Source organism: Mumia sp. zg.B53 (assembly GCF_019550935.1).
Lineage (GTDB): Bacteria > Actinomycetota > Actinomycetes > Propionibacteriales > Nocardioidaceae > Mumia.
Window position 1 is genome coordinate 519,387 of record NZ_JAHWCK010000002.1, and the last position, 19,437, is coordinate 538,823.

Consider the following 19,437-nt stretch of genomic DNA (forward strand, 5'->3'; position numbering starts at 1 on the left):
GACGCTGAGGGATCGCGCGGCCGCGGCCGCGGCGGCGGGGTGGCGGTGTGACCGCGATGACAGGATGGGCAGATGGACACGACACGCGCGGAGACGAGCGGCGGGCGGACCATCGGCGAGCTCGGCGAGTTCGGGCTGATCGCCCGGGTAGCCCGTGAACCACTGTCGAGCCGGGTCATCGTCGGGCCGGGGGACGACTGCGCGTTCGTCCGCGTCGGGGCGGGCTCGGTGCTCGTCTCGACCGACATGCTCGTCGAGGGCCGTCACTTCCGCAGGGACTGGGCCGAGCCCTACGACGTGGGCCGCCGGGCGGCCGCGGCCAACCTCGCCGACGTCATGGCGATGGGCGGTGTCGCCACGGCGCTCACCGTGGGCTTCGCCGCTCCCGGAGACCTCGAGACCGTGTGGGCGGAGGACCTGACCCGGGGGATCGTCGAGGAGGCCGCGCTCGTGGGCGCGGAGGTCGTCGGCGGCGACGTGACTGCTGCCGACGCCATCACCCTGGCGATCACGGTGCTGGGGGAGTCCGCGCAGGCGCCGGTCCTCCGCTCGGGAGCTCGCCCCGGCGACCTCGTCGCGATCACGGGCCGACTCGGGTGGGCGGGGGCGGGTCTCCACGTCCTCGCGCGTGGGTTCCGGTCCCCGAGGGTGCTCGTCGAGGCGTACCGGCGGCCCGAGCCCCCGTACGACGAGGGACCGCGTGCCGCGGCGCACGGAGCGACGGCGATGATCGACGTCAGCGACGGCCTGCTGGCAGACCTCGGCCACGTGGCGACGTCGAGCGGCGTCGGTATCGCGCTGGTGGGCTCGGCCTTCGATGTCCCGGACCCGATCGCGGACGTGGCGGCGGCGACCAACGCCGATCCGCTGGGGTTCCTGCTCACCGGTGGAGACGACCACACCTTGGCCGCGACCTTTCCTGCAGACCGGGGTGCGCCGGAGGGCTGGACCATCGTCGGGCGGGTCGTGGACGGCGAGGGTGACGTCACGGTGGACGGTGCTGCGTGGGACGGCCCGGAAGGACACGAGCACTACCGCTGAGGCGCCCCGCGCCGAGGGGGACGCCAAAGAGGCGGGCCCACCCAGAGGGTGTTGCCCGCCTCGTCGTGCGAGGACGCGGGGTCGCAGCGTCAGCGGCGACCGACCGGCGATCCGGTCAGCGGCTGACCTTGCCGGCCTTGAGGCATCCGGTGCACACGTTCATGCGCTTCGGAGTCGCACCGACGACCGCACGCACGCGCTGGATGTTGGGGTCGAAACGACGCCGCGTGCGCTTGCGCGACCACGGCTTGTTGTTGCCGAAACCCGGCTTCTTGCCGCACACGTCGCAGACTGCAGCCACAGCGAACACTCCCGGTTGAGTCGAAGGGGGGATACCAAAGATCAAGATTATCTGATCGAGCAAGGCCGGAGCCAATCGGCCTCGTCGCTCACGGTGCGGGCCTGCCCAGGGATAGTCTCTCAGACCATGACGACGCACGTCTCCTCGGAGTCCTTCGCCACCTGGGCGCGGGCCTGCACCGAGGCTCTCGGCGCAGCGCGCGCCGAGATCGACGCGCTCAACGTCTTCCCGGTCCCCGATGGGGACACGGGGACCAACGTCTACGTCACCTTCGAGGCCGCGGCGCAGGCGATCGTCTCCGCCCTGGACCAGGACGCGCCACTCCCGACGGTCGTGCGCGACTACGTCGACGGTGCGCTGCTCGGCGCGCGGGGCAACTCCGGCGTGATCATGGCCCAGCTGCTCCGCGCCGCGCTGCCGGTGCTGGCCGACTCCGAGGGTGCGGAGGTGTCGGCAGCCAGCCTCGCCGATGCGATGAGCAAGGCCTCGGCGGCGGCGTACGCGGCGGTCGGCCACCCGGTCGAGGGCACGATCCTCACCGTCGCCTGTCGGGCGGCCGAGGCGGCGCAGGACGTCGTCGCGGCCGAGGGAGACCTGGCCGCCATGGTCAGCGCGTCCGCGGCGGCGGCTCGCGAGGCGCTGCTTCGGACGCCCGAGCAGCTGGACCGCCTCGCCCGTGCCGGCGTGGTCGATGCCGGGGGACGTGCGCTGGTCGTCGTGCTCGACACCACCGAGCACCTGATCACCGGCCGCTTCGTCCCCGACCCCGAGCCGGCGGCCGACCTCCCGCGACCGCTCGTCGACGACACCGGCCCCCACACCCTCGACGGCGCGGGGCCGTCGTACGAGGTGATGTACCTGCTGGAGGCCGACGACGCGGCCGTCCCCGCGCTGCGCTCGCGCCTGGACGGCCTGGGGGACTGTCTCGTGGTGGTCGGCGGCGACCGTCTGTGGAACGTCCACGTCCACGTCGACGACGTCGGTGCGGCGATCGAGGCAGGGCTCGATGCCGGACGGCCGTACCGGATCGCCGTCACCCACTTCGCCGAGCAGGCTGGCGTCCGTGCGAGCACCTCCGGCAGCCGGGCCGTCGTCGCCGTCGCGGCCGGGCCAGGACTCGCCTCCCTGTTCAGCGATGCCGGCGCGGTGGTGGTCACCACGGTGCCCGGCGGTCCGCTCGCTGTCAGCACCGTCCTCGACACGATCCTCGACTGCGGGGCCGACGACGTCATCGTGCTGCCCAACAGCCGCGACTTCCGTGCCGTCTGCGACGCGGCCGCCTCCCAGGCCCGCGAGGCTGGCGTGCATGCCACCGTGATCCCGTCGTGGACGCAGGTGCAGGGGCTCGCCGCGGTCGCCGTCCACGAGCCGGGTCACCCGTTCGACGACGACGTGGTGGCGATGACCAGTGCGGCCCGCGGGACCCAGCACGGCGCCATCACGGTCGCGACCGAGTCCGGGATGACGATGGCAGGTCCCTGCCTGGTCGGTGACGTGCTCGGCGTCGTCGACGCCGAGTTCTCGATCATCGGCGACGAGCAGGCCGACGTCGTACGCCAGGTGCTCGACCGCCTCATCACCGGGCGCGCCGAGCTGGTCACGCTCGTCACCGGCGCCGGGCTCGATGACGACGTGGTGCCGCGGGTCGAACGCTGGCTGCGGGCGCGGCGACCCGACGTCGAGCTGGTCGTGTACGACGGCGGGCAGGAGCGCTACCCGCTGCTGGTGGCGGTCGAGTAGTGGGCGTCGGACCACGGACCAGGCTCGCCAACGTCGTCGGCGCGCGCACCGCCGACGCGTTCGAGCGGAGCTTCGACGTCACGACCGTCGGCGACCTGCTCCGCCACTACCCGAGACGTCTGGCCGAGCGGGGGTCGCTGACAGACCTCGCCGCGCTGCGCGTCGACGAGCACGTCACCGTCCTCGCCCGTGTGGTGCACGTCAAGGAGTACCCGTTCCGGCCCAAAGGGGGCGGGCGGCCCGGCGGCAAGAACGTCCGCACCGAGGTCGTCGTCACCGACGGCACCGGCGAGCTCGTGCTCACGTTCTTCCGTCAGCCGTGGATCGCGCAACGCCTGCGCCCGGGCACCCTCGGCATGTTCGCGGGCAAGGTCGGCGAGTTCCGTGGCCGCAAGCAGCTGCTGCACCCGGAGATCCGTCCCACCGGGTCGGAGGAGGAGGCGCGGGACGAGGCCGAGGAGTACGCCGGCACGATCGTGCCGATCTATCCCGCCACCCAGGCGGTGTCGTCGTGGACGATCGAGAAGACGGTGGCGATCGTGCTGGACGCGCTCGACGAGGTCGACGACCCCGTCCCCGAGCCCGTACGCCGCCGGCGCGGGCTCGTCGACCTGAGGACCGCGTACGAGGACGTCCACCGTCCCCGCGAGCTCGAGGACTACCAGCGGGCGCGGGAGCGCCTGAAGTACGAGGAGGCGTTCGTCCTCCAGACCACCTTGGCCGTCCGCCGGCACGCGCTGTCGTCGGCGCCGGCGACCAGGCGCCCGCACGTGGCCGACGGGCTCCGCGACCGGTTCGAGGCGCAGTTGCCGTTCGCGCTCACCGCCGGGCAGCAGGAGGTCGCGGCCCAGATCGAGGCAGACCTCGACCGCGACCAGCCGATGCAACGGCTGCTTCAGGGCGAGGTCGGCTCCGGCAAGACGGTCGTGGCGCTGCTCGCGATGCTCCAGGTGGTCGACACCGGTGGACAAGCAGTGCTGCTCGCGCCGACGGAGGTGCTCGCACAGCAGCACCACCGGTCGATGGTGGAGATGCTCGGACCGATGGCTCAGGCGGGGATGCTGGGGTCGGCCGACGCCGCGACCCGGGTGCGTCTCCTGACCGGCTCGATGGGCCAGAAGGCCCGACGTGAGGCGCTCCTCGACGCGGCGTCGGGAGAGGCGGGGATCCTCGTCGGCACCCACGCTCTGCTCGAGGACAAGGTGCAGCTCGCCGAGCTCGGGCTCGTCGTGGTCGACGAGCAGCACCGGTTCGGCGTGGAGCAGCGAGCGGCGCTGACCGCCAAGGGCGTCGATGCGCCGCACCTGCTGGTGATGACGGCGACACCGATCCCGCGGACCGTGGCGATGACCGTCTTCGGAGATCTCGACACCTCCACCCTGACCGAGCTGCCGCGGGGCAGGCAGCCGATCCAGACGACGGTGGTGCCGGTCGCGGAGAGGCCGGCGTGGGTGGACCGGACGTGGGAGAGACTGCGTGAGGAGGTCGCCGACGGACGCCAGGCGTACGTCGTGTGTCCGCGTATCGGCGACGGCGGCGACCGCGCGGACGCCTCCGAGGACGGCGCGGAGCTCGAGCCCGCCGAGGACGAGTCCGCACGCCCCCTGACCTCCGTCCTCGCGTTGCACGAGCTGCTCCGAGACGGGCCGCTGGCCGGTCTGCGGACCGCGGCGCTGCACGGCCGCATGGCAGCCGAGGACAAGGAGGCGGTGATGCGCGCCTTCGCAGCGGGTGAGATCGACGTCCTCGTCGCCACCACGGTGATCGAGGTCGGCGTCGACGTCCCCAACGCGACCGCGATGGTGATCATGGACGCCGATCGCTTCGGCGTCTCTCAGCTCCACCAGCTCCGCGGACGCGTCGGCCGCGGCGCGCACGCCGGGCTCTGCCTGCTGGTGACGGGCGCGCCCGCCGGGAGCGCCGCGCGCGAGCGCCTCGACGCCGTCGCCGCGACGTCGGACGGCTTCGCCCTGTCGCGCCTCGACGTGGAGATGCGGCGCGAGGGAGACGTGCTCGGGGCTCGCCAGTCCGGGGTCCGGTCGAGTCTGCGGCTGCTCTCGGTCGTGCGCGACGAGCAGGTGATCTCCGACGCGCGAGAGGACGCGGCCGAGGTGGTGGCCGACGACCCGTCGCTCGCGGCCCACGCGGCGCTGGCCGCGGTGGTGCGCGAGCTCGAGGACAGCACGCAGGCCGACTACCTGGAGAAGACATGACGGGTGAGCGCAGGGAGTTCGTCGACGAAGACCTGTCGGGGGCGAGGGTCGTCCGCTCCGACCTGGCCGATGTGGTGATGCGCGGGGTCTACGTCGCGGGGATGGATCTCGACACGCCCGACCTCGCCGACGGTCCGCTCTTCGTCAACGGGATCGACGTCGCGCCCTACGTTGAGAGCGAGCTTGCCAAGCGCTTCCCCGGTCGTGAGCTCAAGGACGCGACCGACGCCGACGGGCTGCGCGAGGCCTGGTCGGCCGTGGAGGCCGCGTGGGCCGGGGCGCTCGTCACGGCGCGCGGGCGCGAGGGCGTCTCGGTCGACGGCGAGTGGACGTTCGCCCAGACCCTCCGCCACCTCGTCATGGCGACGGACGTCTGGCTGAAGGGCGCGATCTTCGGGGAGCAGCAGCCGTACCACCCGATCGGCCAGCCGTTCGCCGAGTTCGCCGACACCGGCGGCGACGTCACGATCTTCCGCGAGCCGACCTCGTACGAGGAGATCCTCGCGGTCCGTGGCGAGCACCAGGCGCTGGTCAGAGAGTTCCTCGACCACGTGACTCACGAGCTCCTCGCCCAGCCACGCGTCGACCCGTGGAGGCCGACGGTCAGGGTGAGCGTGCTGCAGTGCCTGCACGTCGTCCTCAACGAGGAGTGGGAACATCTCCGGTTCGCGCTGCGGGACCTGGAGATCGACGAGCGAGGGCGTTCATGACACGGATCATCGCGGGCGCGCTCGGCGGCCGGCGGCTGGCGACCCCGCCCGGCTCCGCGACGCGGCCGACCTCCGACCGTGTGCGCGAGGCGATGTTCTCCGCGCTGGAGACGCGGCTCGGCGGGTTCGACGGCGTACGGGTGCTCGACCTGTACGCCGGGTCGGGCGCTCTCGGCCTCGAGGCGGTCTCGCGTGGGGCGGTCCACGCGACGCTTGTCGAGGCCGACCGGCGTACGGCGCAGGTGATCCGCCGCAACGCGCGTGAGCTGGGGGTCTCCGGCGCCGTCGACGTCGTGGCGGAGAAGGTGCGCTCGTTCGTCCGGACGCCGCCGCCGGCGCCGTACGACCTCCTCGTCCTCGACCCTCCGTACGACGTGCCGAACGACGAGGTCAGTGCCGTGGTCGCGGTGGTGACGTCCCAGAGATGGTGGTCGAGCGACGGCATCGTGGTCGTCGAGCGCTCCACCCGCGACGGCGCGTTCGCGTGGCCCGAGGCCGTCGAGCCGCTCGGAGACCGCCGTTATGGCGAGACGACGCTTTGGTACGGTCGGCCGCATGAGTAGGGCCGTCTGCCCCGGATCCTTCGACCCGGTGACGCTCGGGCACGTCGACATCGTCGCCCGCACGTCCCATCTCTTCGACGAGGTTGTCGTCGCGGTGGGGATCAACGACTCCAAGCGGGTGATGTTCAACACGGCCGAGCGGGTCGCGCTCCTCGAGGAGGTGCTGGGCGATCTCGCCAACGTCCGGGTGATGACGTTCTCCGGGCTGCTCGTCGACTTCTGCACCGCCCACGGCATCCAGGCGGTCGTGAAGGGTCTCCGGGCGGTCTCCGACTTCGACTACGAGCTCCAGATGGCCCAGATGAACTCCACGCTGGCCCGGGTGGACACGCTGTTCATGCCGACCAGCCCGGAATACTCCTTCCTCGCCTCCAGCCTCGTCAAGGAGGTCGCGCGACACGGGGGAGACGTGTCTCCGCACGTGCCGCCGGTGGTCCTCGCGGCACTCGAGCGCAAGCTCGCCGCCGAGGGGTAGCCCGCGGGGCCTGGCGCCCGGCGGGCCACCCGCGCATGCGGGTTCGCGCTCGCGTGGGTGGGTTCGCTATCCTGGTCCGTGGCCTGCAACTGGGCCGCACCTCGCCATGCCTTTAAGGAGTACGTGTGACCACGCTCGACTCCCGGGCGCCGTTCGTTCTCGACACGCACGAGATCGCGCGCCGACCCGGAACGCAGCGCGAGTTCACCTACTCGGCGAAGGCTCCGGCGGGCATGGGTGTCGACATGCTCGGCGTGCCCGAGGGAAGTGACGTCGATCTCGATCTCCGGCTCGAGTCGGTCATGGAAGGCATCCTGCTGACAGGGACCGCCTCGGTGCACACCTCTGGTGAGTGCGTACGCTGCCTGCAGGAGATCGACGGTGAGGTCACCGTCGACCTTCAGGAGCTGTACGTGTATGACGACGAGGGCGAGGAGGACGATATCGCCCGACTCCAGGGAGACCTGCTCGACCTGGAGCCTGTCCTGCGGGACGCGGTGGTGCTCGCACTTCCGCACAACCCGTTGTGTGCCCCGGACTGTCCGGGACTGTGCGCCGAGTGCGGAGCACGGCTCGCGGACGACCCAGAGCACACACACGGCGAGGCCGTCGACCCGAGGTGGTCGGCGCTCAGCCAGCTGAAGCAAGGCAACGACCGCCCCGCGGGCGGTACGGACCAGACCGGGCGTGAGTCCGGCCCAAACGAGGAGTAGAAGTGGCAGTCCCGAAGCGCAAGATGTCGCGCAGCAACACCCGCCACCGTCGTTCGCAGTGGAAGGCCTCCGCGCCTCAGCTCGTGATCTGCGCCAACCCGGCGTGCCGCGCCAAGCACCTGCCGCACCGCGCTTGCCCGGACTGCGGCCAGTACGGTCCCCGCGGCGAGCTGCGCCAGGTCGTCTGAGAAGCCTCTCGTGTCCGACGTCGTCGACGACGGTGACGGGGCAGCGAACGCTGCCCTTCTGGAGCGCCTCGGCGTGCCCGGCCTCGCGCCGGGGCTGCTGACGCAGGCGTTGACGCACCGGTCGTACGCGTACGAGAACGGCGGCATCCCCAACAACGAGCGGCTCGAGTTCTTGGGGGACGCCGTTCTCGGTCTGGTGATCACCGACACGCTCTACAACGCGCACCCCGACCTTCCCGAAGGCCGCCTCGCCAAGCTGCGAGCTGCGGTCGTCAACGCCCGCGCGCTGGCCGACGTGGCTCGCACGCTCGGGCTGGGCGCCTACCTGAGGCTGGGGCGGGGCGAGGAGGCGACCGGTGGTCGCGACAAGTCCTCGATCCTGTCCGACACCGTCGAGGCGGTGATCGGGGCCGTCTACCTCCAGGACGGGTTCAGCGGCGCCGACACGGTCGTGCACCGGCTCTTCGACCCGGTGATGGCGCGCGCTGCCGAGCTCGGCGCTGGCCTCGACTGGAAGACGAGTCTTCAGGAGCTCTCCTCCGACCGACGCCTCGGCGTGCCCGAGTACCGCCTCACCGAGGAGGGTCCCGACCACGACAAGACCTTCACCGCCCACGTCCGCGTGGGCGGGCAGGTCTACGGCGAGGGCACCGGCCACTCCAAGAAGGAAGCCGAGCAGCAGGTCGCGGAGACGGCCTGGCGGGCCATCAAGGCGACCGTCGACGCGGTCGATCACGAGGACGGCACCGTCGCCCCGGCAGCCGAGGTCGTCGATGCCGCGGAGTCGGCCGAGGCCGCCGCGGCAGGTTCTGGCGCCGGCACGTCCAGGTCACGCGCCGACTCCTGAGCCGGTCGGCCAGCCATGCCTGAGCTTCCCGAGGTCGAGGTCGTCCGGCGTGGCCTCGCCGATCACGTGTCGGGACGCCGGATCGAGCGGGTCGAGGTGCTCCACCCCCGCCCCGTGCGTCGCCACCTCGCCGGGCCCGAGGACTTCGCGCTGCGCCTCACCGGCGACCGCGTGCTGGGAGCCTCACGTCGCGGCAAGTACCTCTGGCTGCCGCTGGAGTCCGGCGACGCAGTCCTGGCGCACCTGGGGATGAGCGGCCAGTTCCTGGTGCAGCCGCCGGACGCCCCGACAGAGCGACACCTCCGGGTCGTGCTCGACCTGGAGGACGGCGTGCAGCTGCGGTTCGTGGACCAGCGGATGTTCGGCGGGCTGGCCCTCAGTAACGGCGGGGCCGAGCTGCCCTCCGAGATCGCGCACATCGCGCGAGACCCGCTCGACGACTCGTTCGACGACGCGGAGTTCGTCGATCGGTTGCGCCGTCGTCGGACGGGGCTCAAGCGTGCGCTGCTCGACCAGACGCTCGTCTCGGGGATCGGCAACATCTATGCCGACGAGGCGTTGTGGCTCGCGCGGCTGCACTACGCCCGGCCCACCGACACCCTCCGGCGGGCCGAGGCGCAGCGGGTGCTCGAGGGTTCACGGGAGGTGATGACCGCGGCGCTCGCGCAAGGCGGTACGTCGTTCGACGCGTTGTACGTCGCGGTGAACGGCGAGAGCGGCTACTTCTCGCGGTCGCTGGAGGTGTACGGGCAGGAGGGCGAGCCGTGCTCGCGCTGCGGGACACCCGTCCGGCGCGACTCCTTCATGAACCGCTCGTCGTACACGTGCCCCCGCTGCCAGCCCCGGCCGCGCAACGGGCGCTGGTGAGGCCGACAGCGGGGACACGTCACCTCATCGGATCGGTGCCGCGAGCGGCAGCGACCGGTCGACGAGGTCTCTCACGACCGACCCGCAGGTGGCGACCACGTCGGCGTCCGTGCAGTAGTGCGACGCCGTGCGTGTGCCCGTCGCGAGGTCCTTCGCCCAGGTCGAGGCGAAGTCACGCAGCCGAGCGGTCTGCGTGGCGTTGGGGCTGCAGAGCGCTCCCGCCACGCCGATGAAGTCGGTGTTCTCGCCCTCGCTGTCGATGTGACAGCTGCCGCCGCTCGGGGTGCCCAGGGAGATCTTCGACCACACCAGCTGGATACCGACGAAGTCCGCGCCGAGCGAGGTGAGTGCACCGAACGAGTTGTTGAAGAGGTTGATGACGCTCGGGCGCGCAGCGATGCTCAGGACCGGGCGCGACCCGCCGGCAGAGACCGCCTGGAGCGCGGCGGTGAACCCGTCGGCCGCGACCGGGTCGAAGAGCACGGCGCCCTTGAGCCCGGCGTAGCCGCGCTGAGCGAGTCGCTGCCCGACGAGGGCGGCGAAGTGCCCGCCCGCGGAGTGGCCTCCGACGATGTAGGCCGTGGGGAGGGGCTTGCCGTTGGGTGGGACGACGGCCCTGTCGGCCAGGGCGTTGCCGATGATCGTGGCGAGCCCGGGGTTGCCGGCTGTCATGTCCTCGTTCAGGCAGACGACCATCAGGCCCTTCTGCGCGATCGCCTTGCTGGTGCCGCGGAGGTGCTTGCAGCTGCGGCTGAAGCCGTGCTCGACCAGCATCAGCCCGGTGGCGGTCCCGTTGGGCAGGTACCAGTCGGCGGCGTACGACGTGCCGCCGACCGTGATCGGGGAGCTGACACAGGTGGTGGTGGAGGAGGAGTAGCCCGAGCAGGCGACGGCGGCCGACGCCGGAGGCGGCGAGCCGACGAGGAGTGCGGCGATCGCGCCGACGGCTCCGGCGGCAGTGGCGAGCAGGCGCGGCAGACGCCGCGGTGACGAGTTCTTCAACGGTGCTCCTGGTGCGTGAGGTGATGGACACGGCACCGACCGACGCGTTCCCGAGAGGACGGTGGAACGGCGTTCCGAAACGTATGGCCTCCCGCACGCATGCGCAAGAGGGTCTGACGGATCGCTAGGCTCGTGGACGTGACCCCGCCCGACGTGCCCGCCCCCTCGCGCGAGCCCTACCCCGCATCGGCCCGCGAGAGGGTCGTGCCGGAGCCGCCCAAGCGGGCCGGCCGAAGCGCGTTCGAGCGTGACCGGGCACGCATCCTCCACTCGGCGGCGCTACGTCGTCTCGCCGCCAAGACCCAGGTGGTCGGACCCGGCACCGACGACTTCGTGCGCAACCGTCTGACGCACTCCCTCGAGGTCGCGCAGGTCGCCCGGGAGCTCGGGAAGTCGCTGGGCTGCGACCCCGACGTGGTCGACTCGGCCGCGCTGGCTCACGACCTCGGTCATCCCCCGTTCGGGCACAACGGCGAGCGCGCGCTCGACGAGGTGGCGGCGGCGTGCGGGGGGTTCGAGGGCAACGCTCAGACGTTGCGGATCCTCACCAGGCTGGAGGCCAAGACCTTCGACCCGCACGGCGTCAGCGTCGGCCTCAACCTCACGCGGGCGACGCTCGACGCCTGCACGAAGTACCCGTGGACCCGCGACGCCGCGCCCGTCCCGGAGGGGACCCACGGCGACGGGTCTCCGCGGCTGGTGCGCAAGTTCGGCGTCTACGACGACGACCTCGCCGTCTTCGGCTGGATCCGCCGCGACGCCCCGGGCGACCGCCGCTGCGTGGAGGCCCAGGTGATGGACCTCTCCGACGACATCGCCTACTGCGTCCACGACGTCGAGGACGGGATCGTCGCCGGCAGCGTCGACCTGTTCGCCATCCCCGACGACCGCGACGTGATCTGGTCGACCGTCCGCGAGTGGTACGTCCGTGACGCGTCCGACCGCCGGCTCGACGCGGCGTACTCCCGGCTCACCGCGATGCCCGAGTGGCCCACCTCGCCGTACGACGGGAGCCGCCGTTCGCTCGGCGCGCTCAAGGGACTCACGAGCGCGCTCGTCGGACGCTTCGCGGCGGCTGCGCGAGACGCGACCCGTGCGTCGTACGGGTCGGTCCCGCTGACCCGCTACGAGGCCGACCTGGTCGTCCCCGACGAGACACGCGACGAGATCGCGGTCCTGAAGGCGGTCGCGGCGCACTACGTCATGCGTGACGACGCCAGGGTCGAGCTGCTGGCGCAGCAGCGCACCCTCCTCACCGGTCTCGTCGAGATCCTGGTCACCAAGGGGCCGGAGCTGCTGGAGGCGCCGTTCGCGGCCGACCTGCGGCTGGCCGACTCCGACGAGGCGCGGCTTCGCGTGGTGGTCGACCAGGTGGCGTCGCTCACCGACGACTCGGCCCGCGCCTGGGGACGACGACTGCTCTAGGCATCGTCGTGCACGGCGGCGGCCGGCTCGTGGGAGCACCGTAGACTCGCCTGCGTGGCAGGCCGGATCCGCGAGGACGACATCGCAGCAGTGCGCGAGCGTGCGCGGATCGACGAGATCGTCGAGCAGTACGTGACGCTGCGCAACGCCGGTGGTGGTTCCCGCAAGGGCCTCTGCCCGTTCCACGACGAGAAGTCGCCGTCGTTCAACGTCACTCCGTCGCGCGGGATGTACTACTGCTTCGGCTGCGGAGAGGGCGGTGACGTCTTCACGTTCCTCCAGAAGATCGACCAGATCAGCTTCAGCGAGGCCGTCGAGCGACTGGCCGCCAAGTACGCGATCACCCTGACCTACGTCGATGGTCCAGCAGGCCCGCAGCGGGACTTCGCCCAGCGGGGGAGACTGGTCGCGGCCAACGCCGCCGCAGAGGAGTTCTACTCCGACCAGCTCGCGTCCGACAAGGTCGCCGTGAAGGGGCGCCAGTTCCTCTCCGAGCGAGGGTTCTCCCGCGACGCGGCCGAACGCTTCGGCGTCGGGTTCGCCCCTCGCGACGGAGAGGCGCTCTACCGGCACCTCCGCGGGCGCGGGTTCGCCGACGACGACCTGGTGGCCGCCGGCCTCGTCGCCCGCGGCAACCGCGGACCGTACGACCGCTTCCGTGGCCGCCTGATGTGGCCGATCCGCGACGCGTCCGGCGACGTGGTGGGCTTCGGCGCGCGCCGCCTCTTCGACGACGACCGGATCGAGGCGAAATACCTCAACACCCCGGAGACGCCTCTCTACAAGAAGAGCCAGGTCCTGTACGGGGTCGACCTCGCACGCAAGGCGATCTCCAAGTCCAGCCAGGCGGTGGTGGTCGAGGGCTACACCGACGTCATGGCCTGTCACGAGGCCGGCGTCGGCACGGCGGTGGCGACCTGCGGCACGGCGTTCGGGGAGGAGCACGCCCGTGTCCTCCGGCGGCTGCTCCTCGACCACGAGGCGATGCGCGGCGAGGTGATCTTCACCTTCGACGGGGACGAGGCGGGCCAGAAGGCCGCCATGCGCGCGTTCGAGGGCGACGCGCAGTTCGTCGCCCAGACCTACGTAGCCGTCCAGCCCGACGGCCTGGACCCCTGCGACGTACGGCTCCACCAGGGCGACGCGGCGGTGCAGGAGCTGGTCGCGTCCCGGATCCCGCTCTACCGCTTCGTGCTGCGCAACGTCGTCGCCCGTTATGACCTCGACCACGCCGACCAACGGGTCGACGCCCTTCGATCGGCGGTCGAGCTCGTCTCGGCGGTCCGCGACCAGGGCAAGGTCGAGCAGTTCGTCCGCGAGATCGCCTCCACGGTGGGCGTCGAGCTCGACGAGGTCCGCCGCGAGCTGGGTGAGGCCCGCCGCCGTCCCGCTCCGCGCCCCGCCACGCGCACGAGCAGCAGCCGTGGCGCAGGCCGGTCCGACGAGGCAGGGGCGACCGACGGCGCAAGCCCGACGTCGGGTCCTGCGGTCGACGAGCCTGTGGCGCCGGTGCCGAGCCTGGGGGAGCAGCGGTTCACCGACGAGCGCGAGCTCCTGAAGGTGCTCGTCCAGCACCCTCACCTCCTCGCCCCGTACGCCGACGCGCTCGACGACGACGTCTTCACGCACCCGTACGCGACGGCGATCTGGTCGGCGGCGAAGGCGGAAGGGCTGCCGTCGAAGCCCGACGACGCCTGGGCCGCCCGGGTTCGCGACCGCCTCGGGGACCCGCAGGCACAGCGCACGCTCGCCCATCTGTCGGTCGACCCGTTGCCGGTGTCGGGCGTCCCTGACGCCGCGCTCGTCGTCGCCCTCGCCGCCCGCGTCCAGGAGCTCGCCATCCTGCGCAGGATCGCCGCGGTCAAGTCGAGGCTGCAGCGCACCGATCCTCTGGAGTCGACGGCCGACTACAACGCGATGTTCGGCGACCTGGTGGCGCTCGAGCAGCAGCGCCGCCAGCTGCGTGAGAGGGCCATCGGCGGCTCGCTGGCCTGAGTCGCCAGCACCCTCGAGCCCGCGGCGACCTCGTCCCCACTGTCGCCATGACAGGCGCCGTCCACAGCGGCCGTGCGCGGGCCCGCGACGGCGGCGACCCCGGCACGAGACTGTGGGCATGCCTCCTGCCCCCGTGCCGCTGAGACTCGATCCGGTGCGCGCATTGACGTGCACACCGCTGCTGAGCGCCGAGGACGAACGCCGCCTCGCTGAGGCCTGCGCCGCCGGGCGGCGCGCTGCTGCGCGGCTGACCTCGCTCGAGGATCCTCCAGGCGACCGTGTCGCCCTCGAGGAGACCGTCGACATCGGTCTGCGGGCACGCTCGCACCTCGTCCTGGCCAACATGAGGCTGGTGGTGGCGCTCGCACGGTCCCACCAGCACCGTGGCGTGCCTCTCGGTGACCTGGTCCAGGAGGGGACGCTGGGTCTCATCGCCGCGGTCGACCGGTTCGATCCTTCACACGGCACGCGGTTCTCGACGTACGCCGTCGCATGGGTGCGCCGCCACGTGTCCGACGGCATGAGCACTCGGCGTGCCGTGCGCCTGCCTCCGAGGGCTGAGCGTGACGCGGTCTCGTGCCGCGAGGCGGCGGAGGCGCTGGTCCACGAGGCCGGACGTGTGCCCGCGCCTGCCGCGATCGCCGCTCGGACGGGCCTCGCGGTGTCGGTCGTCGAGCGCCTGATGGCTGCCGATGCCCCAGTCGTGTCTCTCGACGCCGCGGGTCTCGACGTGGCCGTGGTCGGGGGGGCCGCCAGCCGTGACCTCACCGCCGAGGCAGCGGTGCGTGAGGCGCTGAGGACGCTTCCCGAAGGCGACCGTGAGGTGGTGGAGCGCAGGTTCGGGCTCGACGGAGGCGGTCCTCGTACGGCCCGCGCCGTGGCCGACGAGCTCGGGCGCACCACCGCCTGGGTCCGGGCGACCGAGCGACGCGTGCTGCGAGCGCTGCGGACGCATCCCGCCGTGTCCGGGCTCGGAGGGTGATGGTCGATGATGGGGGACATGGCCCCCACCCTGCCCCGCCAGGTCCGCCGTGACATCGCCCGCGAGCACGGTGAGCGGGTGCTCGCTGCCCAGCAAGACCTACGTGGCGCCTGGCAGCTGGGCACGGACGCCGCCCTGCACCTCGACCTCGGTGACGGTGACCGGCGGCGCATCCCGTGGGAGCGGGTGGAGTCGCTCGCGTGGGACGCCGAGGCGTCCACCGTCACCGTCCTCACCGCGGACGAGGGAGCCCTGCGACGCGACGTCGTCACCTTGGAAGGGTCGGGGCGGCTGGTCGAGCTGGCCCGGGAGCGCGTCGATGCGAGCATCCTCGCTCGCGCGCACCAGCGGGTCGGTGACGGTCGCGACGCGGTGACGGTGGTGGCACGGCGATCCCCGACCCGGCAGGGTCCGGTCACCTTCTCCTACCTGCTCGACCGGGGCCTCTCCTCCGAGGACGCCGCGGTCAAGGAGGCGACCGCCCGAGCGCTGGCGGTGGTGCGTTCCGACCTCGGGCTCGCGTCCGACGACTGACGACCCCGGTTTGGGCGGCCCGCGACGTGCTTGGTAGGCTAGCGGTCGCGCCTTCGGGGCGTTCCCCTGTAGCTCAATTGGCAGAGCAGCCGGCTGTTAACCGGCAGGTTACTGGTTCGAGTCCAGTCGGGGGAGCAAGCAGCGGCCTGACAGGCGGAGACTTCCGCAGTCAGGCCGCTTTCTCGTGTCCCGGAGCCTCCGTCAGTCGTCGTCGGGGAACCCCAGGGAGAACACCTCGAACGACGCCGCATACCGGGTGCCCATGAGGGCGCCGGCCGGCTCGGCCATGCTCCCCAGGAATGCCGCCGGGTCGAAGTCCACCCAGCCGAGCCCGTCCAGATAGGCCTGGTGCGCTCGCAACGACGCCACACCGGCATCGAAGGTGTCAGTGATGTCGACGCCGTGGCGAGCGCCCGGCGAGCCAGACACCCAGACCTGACGCACGCCTCCCCAGGGTTCCAGCCCTGGCTCGGGGAAGACCCAGCGGTTGCCGGCGTCTCGCACCGCGTCGAGGGTCGCCCGCCCGACGGCGATGTGGTCTGCCTGGTTCAGGATGCCGTTGGGGAAGAACTGGTCGAAGTTGCCGGTGATCACGATCTCCGGTCGGTGGGTCCGGACCATCTGGGCGATCAGACGACGCAGCGGCACGCCGTACTCGATCGTCCCGTCAGGGAGACCGAGGAACTCGACGGTGTCGACGCCCACGATCCGGGCGGACTCGATCTCCTCGGCGGTCCGGACCTCTTTCGTGGTCTCGGGCTCCATGCCGTCGATGCCCGCCTCGCCCGCGGTCGCCATGCAGTAGACGACACGTTTGCCCTGACCGGTCCAGCGCGCCACGGCGGCGGCTGCGCCGAACTCCATGTCGTCGGGGTGGGCCACGACGGCGAGCGCGGTGGACCAGCTCTCGTCGAGCGGTTCGAGCGCCTGCGGAACGTCGCGCTGGAGGTCTGTCATCCCGCGATCGTAGGCCTGTCCGGGCTGTTCGCGCCCTCCCTCGCCGCACTAGGCTGTCCTTCCCGGGGCGGTAGCTCAGCCGGTTAGAGCAGCGGACTCATAATCCGTCAGGTCGTGGGTTCGAGCCCCACCCGCCCCACGTGCGACGCGAGGGTGGTGCGCCAACACGCCCGACGTCCGCGCGTGACCAACGCGGCCCCGAGATGGGCCCTCACCCTGCCGGAGGACGCGATCCATGTCGAACGAACCGACCGCTGCAGGCACGGCTCTGGTCTATGCCGTCTCGTCGGCCAGCACGAGCATCCAGACCGCCATGGCCGAGGTGTCGGTTCGCCTGCAGGACACCGTCGCCGCCGAGGGCGGCGGAGAGATCGTCGCGGTGAGCCACGACGTGACCGTCGTCGGGTCGGGTGATGACGACAGCAGCATGCGGGTCGCCTTCACCGGCAAGAGCCGGCCGCGCGAGTACGTCGTCTCCGCCATCGCGACGATCCGCAGCTGAGGCCGGACGGAGACCTCGTCAGACCGGCGGGCCCGGCGGCAGCGAGGCCAACGCCTCGTCGATCGGGACGTCACCCCCGATGAGCTCGAAGGTGGTGCGTGCCGTGGACGGGGCCTCGAGCACCGCCACCAGGACCGCTGCGACGTCCGCCCGCGGGATCGTGCCGCGTCCCACGTGGTCGCCCACCGCGACCCGGCCCGTGCCGGGGTCGTCGGTGAGCCCGCCGGGACGCACGATCGTCCAGTCGAGACCGCTCTCTCGAACGGCGTCGTCGGCCTGGCCCTTGGCGGCGAGATAGACCTGGAAGACGTCGTCACTGTCGGGATCGCCCTCGCCCGCGCCCATCGACGACACCACGACGAAGCGGTAGGCACCTGCGAGCTGCGCTCCCGCCGCCAGGAGGACAGCAGCGTCGCGGTCGACCGCCCACTTGCGCTCGATGGTCGAGCCGGGCCCGGCGCCGGCGGCGAAGACGGCGGCGTCGCATCCCGTGAGGGTCTCGGCGACCTGCGTCGCGGTGCTGTGCTCGAGGTCGAGGACCGCGGGCGTCGCCCCGGTGGCGCGGACGTCGTCGGACTGCTCGGGCTTGCGGATGAGGCTCACGGCCTCGTGACCGGCTGCCGTGAGCTGGCGGGCCAGCAGCAGGGCGATCTTGCCGTGTCCTCCGGCGATGGCGACCTTCACAGGATCCTCCTTCGAGCGTGGGACGGTTCCATCCGATCCTTGCACGCGGAGCGGCACGACCCACAACAGGCGTGGTGCGTCGCCCCCCGATGCGGCACAATGAGGGAAGTGCCTGCCGTCGAGGACGTTGGGGAAGGCGGATCTCGATCCAGGAGGCACTGATGAGCAACGCCACCCGGGGTGTTCTGTACGTTCACTCCGCACCGTCGGCGATGTGCCCACACGTCGAGTGGGCGGTCGCAGGCGTCGTCGGCATGCCCGCGACCTTGGCGTGGTCGCCGCAGCCGGCCGAGCAGGGCACCTACCGCTGCGAGCTGTCCTGGCAGGGGCCGGTCGGTCTCGCGGCCACGCTCACGTCGACCCTGCGCAGCTGGGACCGGTTGCGCTTCGAGGTCACCGAGGAGGCGACAGCGCGCAGCGAGGGCATGCGGTTCTCGTCCACGCCGTCGCTGGGCGTCTTCCACGCGGCGATCGGCCTCCACGGCGACATCATGGTCCCCGAAGAGCGGCTGAAGGCGGCGATGGCCAAGGCCGAGCTGGGGGCCGCGGCACTCGAGGAGGAGGTGGCGCTGCTTCTCGGTCGTCCGTGGGACGACGAGCTCGAGGCGTTCCGGTACGCCGGGGACGGGGCGCCGGTTCGCTGGCTGCACGTCGGCTGAGTGCCTCCCGCTCAGCCGATCTCTACCGTCGCGGACGGGGACGAGAAGCCGTCACCAACCGCGCGGAACTCCCAACGCCCTGACCGGCTCGTCACGATCCAGGTCGAGAACGTTCCGCCCTTGCGGGTCTCGAGGCGGACCGGGAAGTCCGACCACCCGCCGCCGTCGCCCTTGCGCTGGATGGTCAGGGTGGCGCCTGCTCCGAGGCCGGGTGCGCGGCCTCGGAACTCGATGCGCTCCCCGGGTCTGACCCGGCTGCTGCTGGCGCGGAACGCGGGCTCCTTCTTCGGTTTCGGAGTCGCCTCGGGCGTCGCGCTGGGCGCGGTCGGCGCGGGTGTCGTCGGCTCCGTGTCCGGTGCGCTGGGCGTGGTGGTGGGAGAACTTGCGGCCGGCTCCGCCGGAGCGTCGTCCGCCTTGAACCCCAGCGCCCGCATCGCGGAGGCACCCGCGATCCCCATGAGGAGCCCGATCGTGATCCCTGCCGCGACGAGCCCGAGCACGATCTTGAGGACAAGACGATTGCGCGCGCCGTCCGCCGTCTCCCTGCTGAGATCCATCAAGGCCCTTCCTCGGTGATCGGTCTCCATCATGACAAACGACACGAGGGGCCACACACGGGGCCGTCGGGCGGGGTGCGTCAGGAGGAGGCGAGACGCCGCTCGACGTAGGCGACCGCGTCCCCGACCGTACGCAACGTCGCGAGGTCGGCGTCGGGGATACGCACACCGAGACGCTCTTCGATGGCGAGCGCCAGCTGGACCAGGGACAGCGAGTCGAGACCGAGGTCCTCGGTGAACGACGACGACGGGTTGAGCGGAGCCGTGGTCGATCCGGGTGCGATCTGCTCGAGGATCGCGGCGAGCTCGTCGATCACAGGGACGTTGGGCGCGTGCATGGTGACCTCAGGGGTTCGGGTGGCACCGGCACGAGACGCCGGTCGGGATCGTCGGCCGCGCCCGGTGCGGACGCGGCCGACGACTCTACAAGGGGGCCCCCCCAACCCCCCAGCGCGGGGTGCGCGGATCGCGGCAACACCAAC

Annotated in this window: 22 protein-coding genes and 2 tRNA genes; 18 read left to right on the plus strand and 6 right to left on the minus strand. The window is 71.8% G+C overall.

Features of this window, described 5'->3' with window-relative positions:
• Positions 1–72: 72 nt before the first annotated feature.
• Complete coding sequence (locus tag KV102_RS13655) at positions 73–1,041, plus strand: thiamine-phosphate kinase (RefSeq protein ID WP_220344241.1); 969 nt, start codon at positions 73–75, stop codon at positions 1,039–1,041.
• Between the two features lie 115 nt (positions 1,042–1,156).
• On the opposite strand, the gene rpmB is transcribed toward KV102_RS13655, so the two are convergent.
• A complete protein-coding gene (gene rpmB, locus KV102_RS13660; RefSeq protein WP_220344242.1) occupies positions 1,157–1,342 on the minus strand; it encodes a 50S ribosomal protein L28 in 186 nt (61 codons plus the stop codon).
• 126 nt (positions 1,343–1,468) lie between these two features.
• Here rpmB and KV102_RS13665 point away from each other — a divergent pair, with 126 nt between their 5' ends.
• From KV102_RS13665 to mutM, 9 genes are all read left to right on the plus strand, one after another.
• Complete coding sequence (locus KV102_RS13665; RefSeq protein ID WP_220346589.1) at positions 1,469–3,082, plus strand: DAK2 domain-containing protein; 1,614 nt, start codon at positions 1,469–1,471, stop codon at positions 3,080–3,082.
• Positions 3,082–5,295 carry an ATP-dependent DNA helicase RecG gene (gene recG, locus KV102_RS13670; protein WP_220346590.1) on the plus strand — a complete coding sequence of 738 codons (2,214 nt, stop codon included), beginning with the start codon at positions 3,082–3,084 and terminating at the stop codon, positions 5,293–5,295. The genes KV102_RS13665 and recG overlap by 1 nt, the downstream gene beginning before the upstream one ends.
• On the plus strand, positions 5,292–6,005 hold the full coding sequence (locus tag KV102_RS13675) for a DinB family protein (protein WP_220346591.1): 714 nt from the start codon (positions 5,292–5,294) through the stop codon (positions 6,003–6,005). Before recG ends, KV102_RS13675 begins: the two co-directional genes overlap by 4 nt.
• Positions 6,002–6,568, plus strand: coding sequence for a 16S rRNA (guanine(966)-N(2))-methyltransferase RsmD (gene rsmD / locus KV102_RS13680; RefSeq protein ID WP_220346592.1), 567 nt, complete (start codon positions 6,002–6,004; stop codon positions 6,566–6,568). Before KV102_RS13675 ends, rsmD begins: the two co-directional genes overlap by 4 nt.
• Positions 6,561–7,043: a pantetheine-phosphate adenylyltransferase gene (gene coaD, locus KV102_RS13685; RefSeq protein WP_220344247.1), complete on the plus strand. Its 483-nt coding sequence runs from the start codon at positions 6,561–6,563 to the stop codon at positions 7,041–7,043. The genes rsmD and coaD overlap by 8 nt, the downstream gene beginning before the upstream one ends.
• Positions 7,044–7,168: 125 nt before the next feature.
• On the plus strand, positions 7,169–7,756 hold the full coding sequence (locus KV102_RS13690; RefSeq protein WP_220344248.1) for a DUF177 domain-containing protein: 588 nt from the start codon (positions 7,169–7,171) through the stop codon (positions 7,754–7,756).
• 2 nt (positions 7,757–7,758) lie between these two features.
• Positions 7,759–7,944: a 50S ribosomal protein L32 gene (gene rpmF / locus KV102_RS13695; protein ID WP_220344249.1), complete on the plus strand. Its 186-nt coding sequence runs from the start codon at positions 7,759–7,761 to the stop codon at positions 7,942–7,944.
• A 10-nt stretch (positions 7,945–7,954) separates the two neighbouring features.
• Positions 7,955–8,791 (plus strand): ribonuclease III, encoded by an 837-nt coding sequence (rnc, locus tag KV102_RS13700; RefSeq protein WP_220344250.1) that lies wholly within the window; start codon positions 7,955–7,957, stop codon positions 8,789–8,791.
• A gap of 15 nt (positions 8,792–8,806) precedes the next feature.
• A complete protein-coding gene (gene mutM, locus KV102_RS13705; protein WP_220344251.1) occupies positions 8,807–9,658 on the plus strand; it encodes a bifunctional DNA-formamidopyrimidine glycosylase/DNA-(apurinic or apyrimidinic site) lyase in 852 nt (283 codons plus the stop codon).
• A gap of 24 nt (positions 9,659–9,682) precedes the next feature.
• Here mutM and KV102_RS13710 read toward each other — a convergent pair whose 3' ends face one another.
• The gene (locus KV102_RS13710) at positions 9,683–10,660 is read right to left on the minus strand and encodes an alpha/beta hydrolase fold domain-containing protein (RefSeq protein WP_220346593.1); all 978 of its coding nucleotides are present in this window, start codon (positions 10,658–10,660) and stop codon (positions 9,683–9,685) included.
• Between the two features lie 138 nt (positions 10,661–10,798).
• On the opposite strand from KV102_RS13710, the gene KV102_RS13715 reads away from it, so the two are divergent.
• The 5 genes from KV102_RS13715 to KV102_RS13735 all read left to right on the plus strand — a co-directional run bounded on the left by KV102_RS13715 (position 10,799) and on the right by KV102_RS13735 (position 15,731).
• The gene (locus KV102_RS13715; RefSeq protein ID WP_308290335.1) at positions 10,799–12,085 is read left to right on the plus strand and encodes a deoxyguanosinetriphosphate triphosphohydrolase; all 1,287 of its coding nucleotides are present in this window, start codon (positions 10,799–10,801) and stop codon (positions 12,083–12,085) included.
• A 54-nt stretch (positions 12,086–12,139) separates the two neighbouring features.
• Positions 12,140–14,080: a DNA primase gene (dnaG, locus tag KV102_RS13720; protein WP_220346594.1), complete on the plus strand. Its 1,941-nt coding sequence runs from the start codon at positions 12,140–12,142 to the stop codon at positions 14,078–14,080.
• A 118-nt stretch (positions 14,081–14,198) separates the two neighbouring features.
• Positions 14,199–15,062, plus strand: a complete 864-nt coding sequence (locus tag KV102_RS13725) for a sigma-70 family RNA polymerase sigma factor (RefSeq protein ID WP_220346595.1) — start codon at positions 14,199–14,201, stop codon at positions 15,060–15,062.
• Positions 15,063–15,080: 18 nt separating this feature from the next.
• A complete protein-coding gene (locus KV102_RS13730) occupies positions 15,081–15,596 on the plus strand; it encodes a hypothetical protein (protein ID WP_220344255.1) in 516 nt (171 codons plus the stop codon).
• Between the two features lie 62 nt (positions 15,597–15,658).
• A tRNA-Asn gene (locus KV102_RS13735) sits at positions 15,659–15,731 on the plus strand.
• 66 nt (positions 15,732–15,797) lie between these two features.
• Here the strand turns inward: KV102_RS13735 and KV102_RS13740 are convergent.
• Positions 15,798–16,553, minus strand: coding sequence for a PIG-L deacetylase family protein (locus tag KV102_RS13740; RefSeq protein WP_220344256.1), 756 nt, complete (start codon positions 16,551–16,553; stop codon positions 15,798–15,800).
• Between the two features lie 64 nt (positions 16,554–16,617).
• On the opposite strand from KV102_RS13740, the gene KV102_RS13745 reads away from it, so the two are divergent.
• Positions 16,618–16,692, plus strand: a tRNA-Ile gene (locus KV102_RS13745).
• 96 nt (positions 16,693–16,788) lie between these two features.
• Positions 16,789–17,055 (plus strand): hypothetical protein, encoded by a 267-nt coding sequence (locus tag KV102_RS13750; RefSeq protein ID WP_220344257.1) that lies wholly within the window; start codon positions 16,789–16,791, stop codon positions 17,053–17,055.
• 18 nt (positions 17,056–17,073) lie between these two features.
• Here the strand turns inward: KV102_RS13750 and KV102_RS13755 are convergent, their stop codons facing one another.
• Positions 17,074–17,739 carry an NAD(P)H-binding protein gene (locus KV102_RS13755; protein WP_220346596.1) on the minus strand — a complete coding sequence of 222 codons (666 nt, stop codon included), beginning with the start codon at positions 17,737–17,739 and terminating at the stop codon, positions 17,074–17,076.
• Positions 17,740–17,900: 161 nt separating this feature from the next.
• Between KV102_RS13755 and KV102_RS13760 the strand changes: the two genes are divergently transcribed.
• The gene (locus KV102_RS13760) at positions 17,901–18,398 is read left to right on the plus strand and encodes a DUF3145 domain-containing protein (protein WP_220344259.1); all 498 of its coding nucleotides are present in this window, start codon (positions 17,901–17,903) and stop codon (positions 18,396–18,398) included.
• A gap of 11 nt (positions 18,399–18,409) precedes the next feature.
• Here KV102_RS13760 and KV102_RS13765 read toward each other — a convergent pair whose 3' ends face one another.
• Positions 18,410–18,955: a hypothetical protein gene (locus KV102_RS13765; protein ID WP_220344260.1), complete on the minus strand. Its 546-nt coding sequence runs from the start codon at positions 18,953–18,955 to the stop codon at positions 18,410–18,412.
• 80 nt (positions 18,956–19,035) lie between these two features.
• A complete protein-coding gene (locus KV102_RS13770) occupies positions 19,036–19,293 on the minus strand; it encodes an acyl carrier protein (protein ID WP_220346597.1) in 258 nt (85 codons plus the stop codon).
• Between the last annotated feature and the right edge of the window lie 144 nt (positions 19,294–19,437).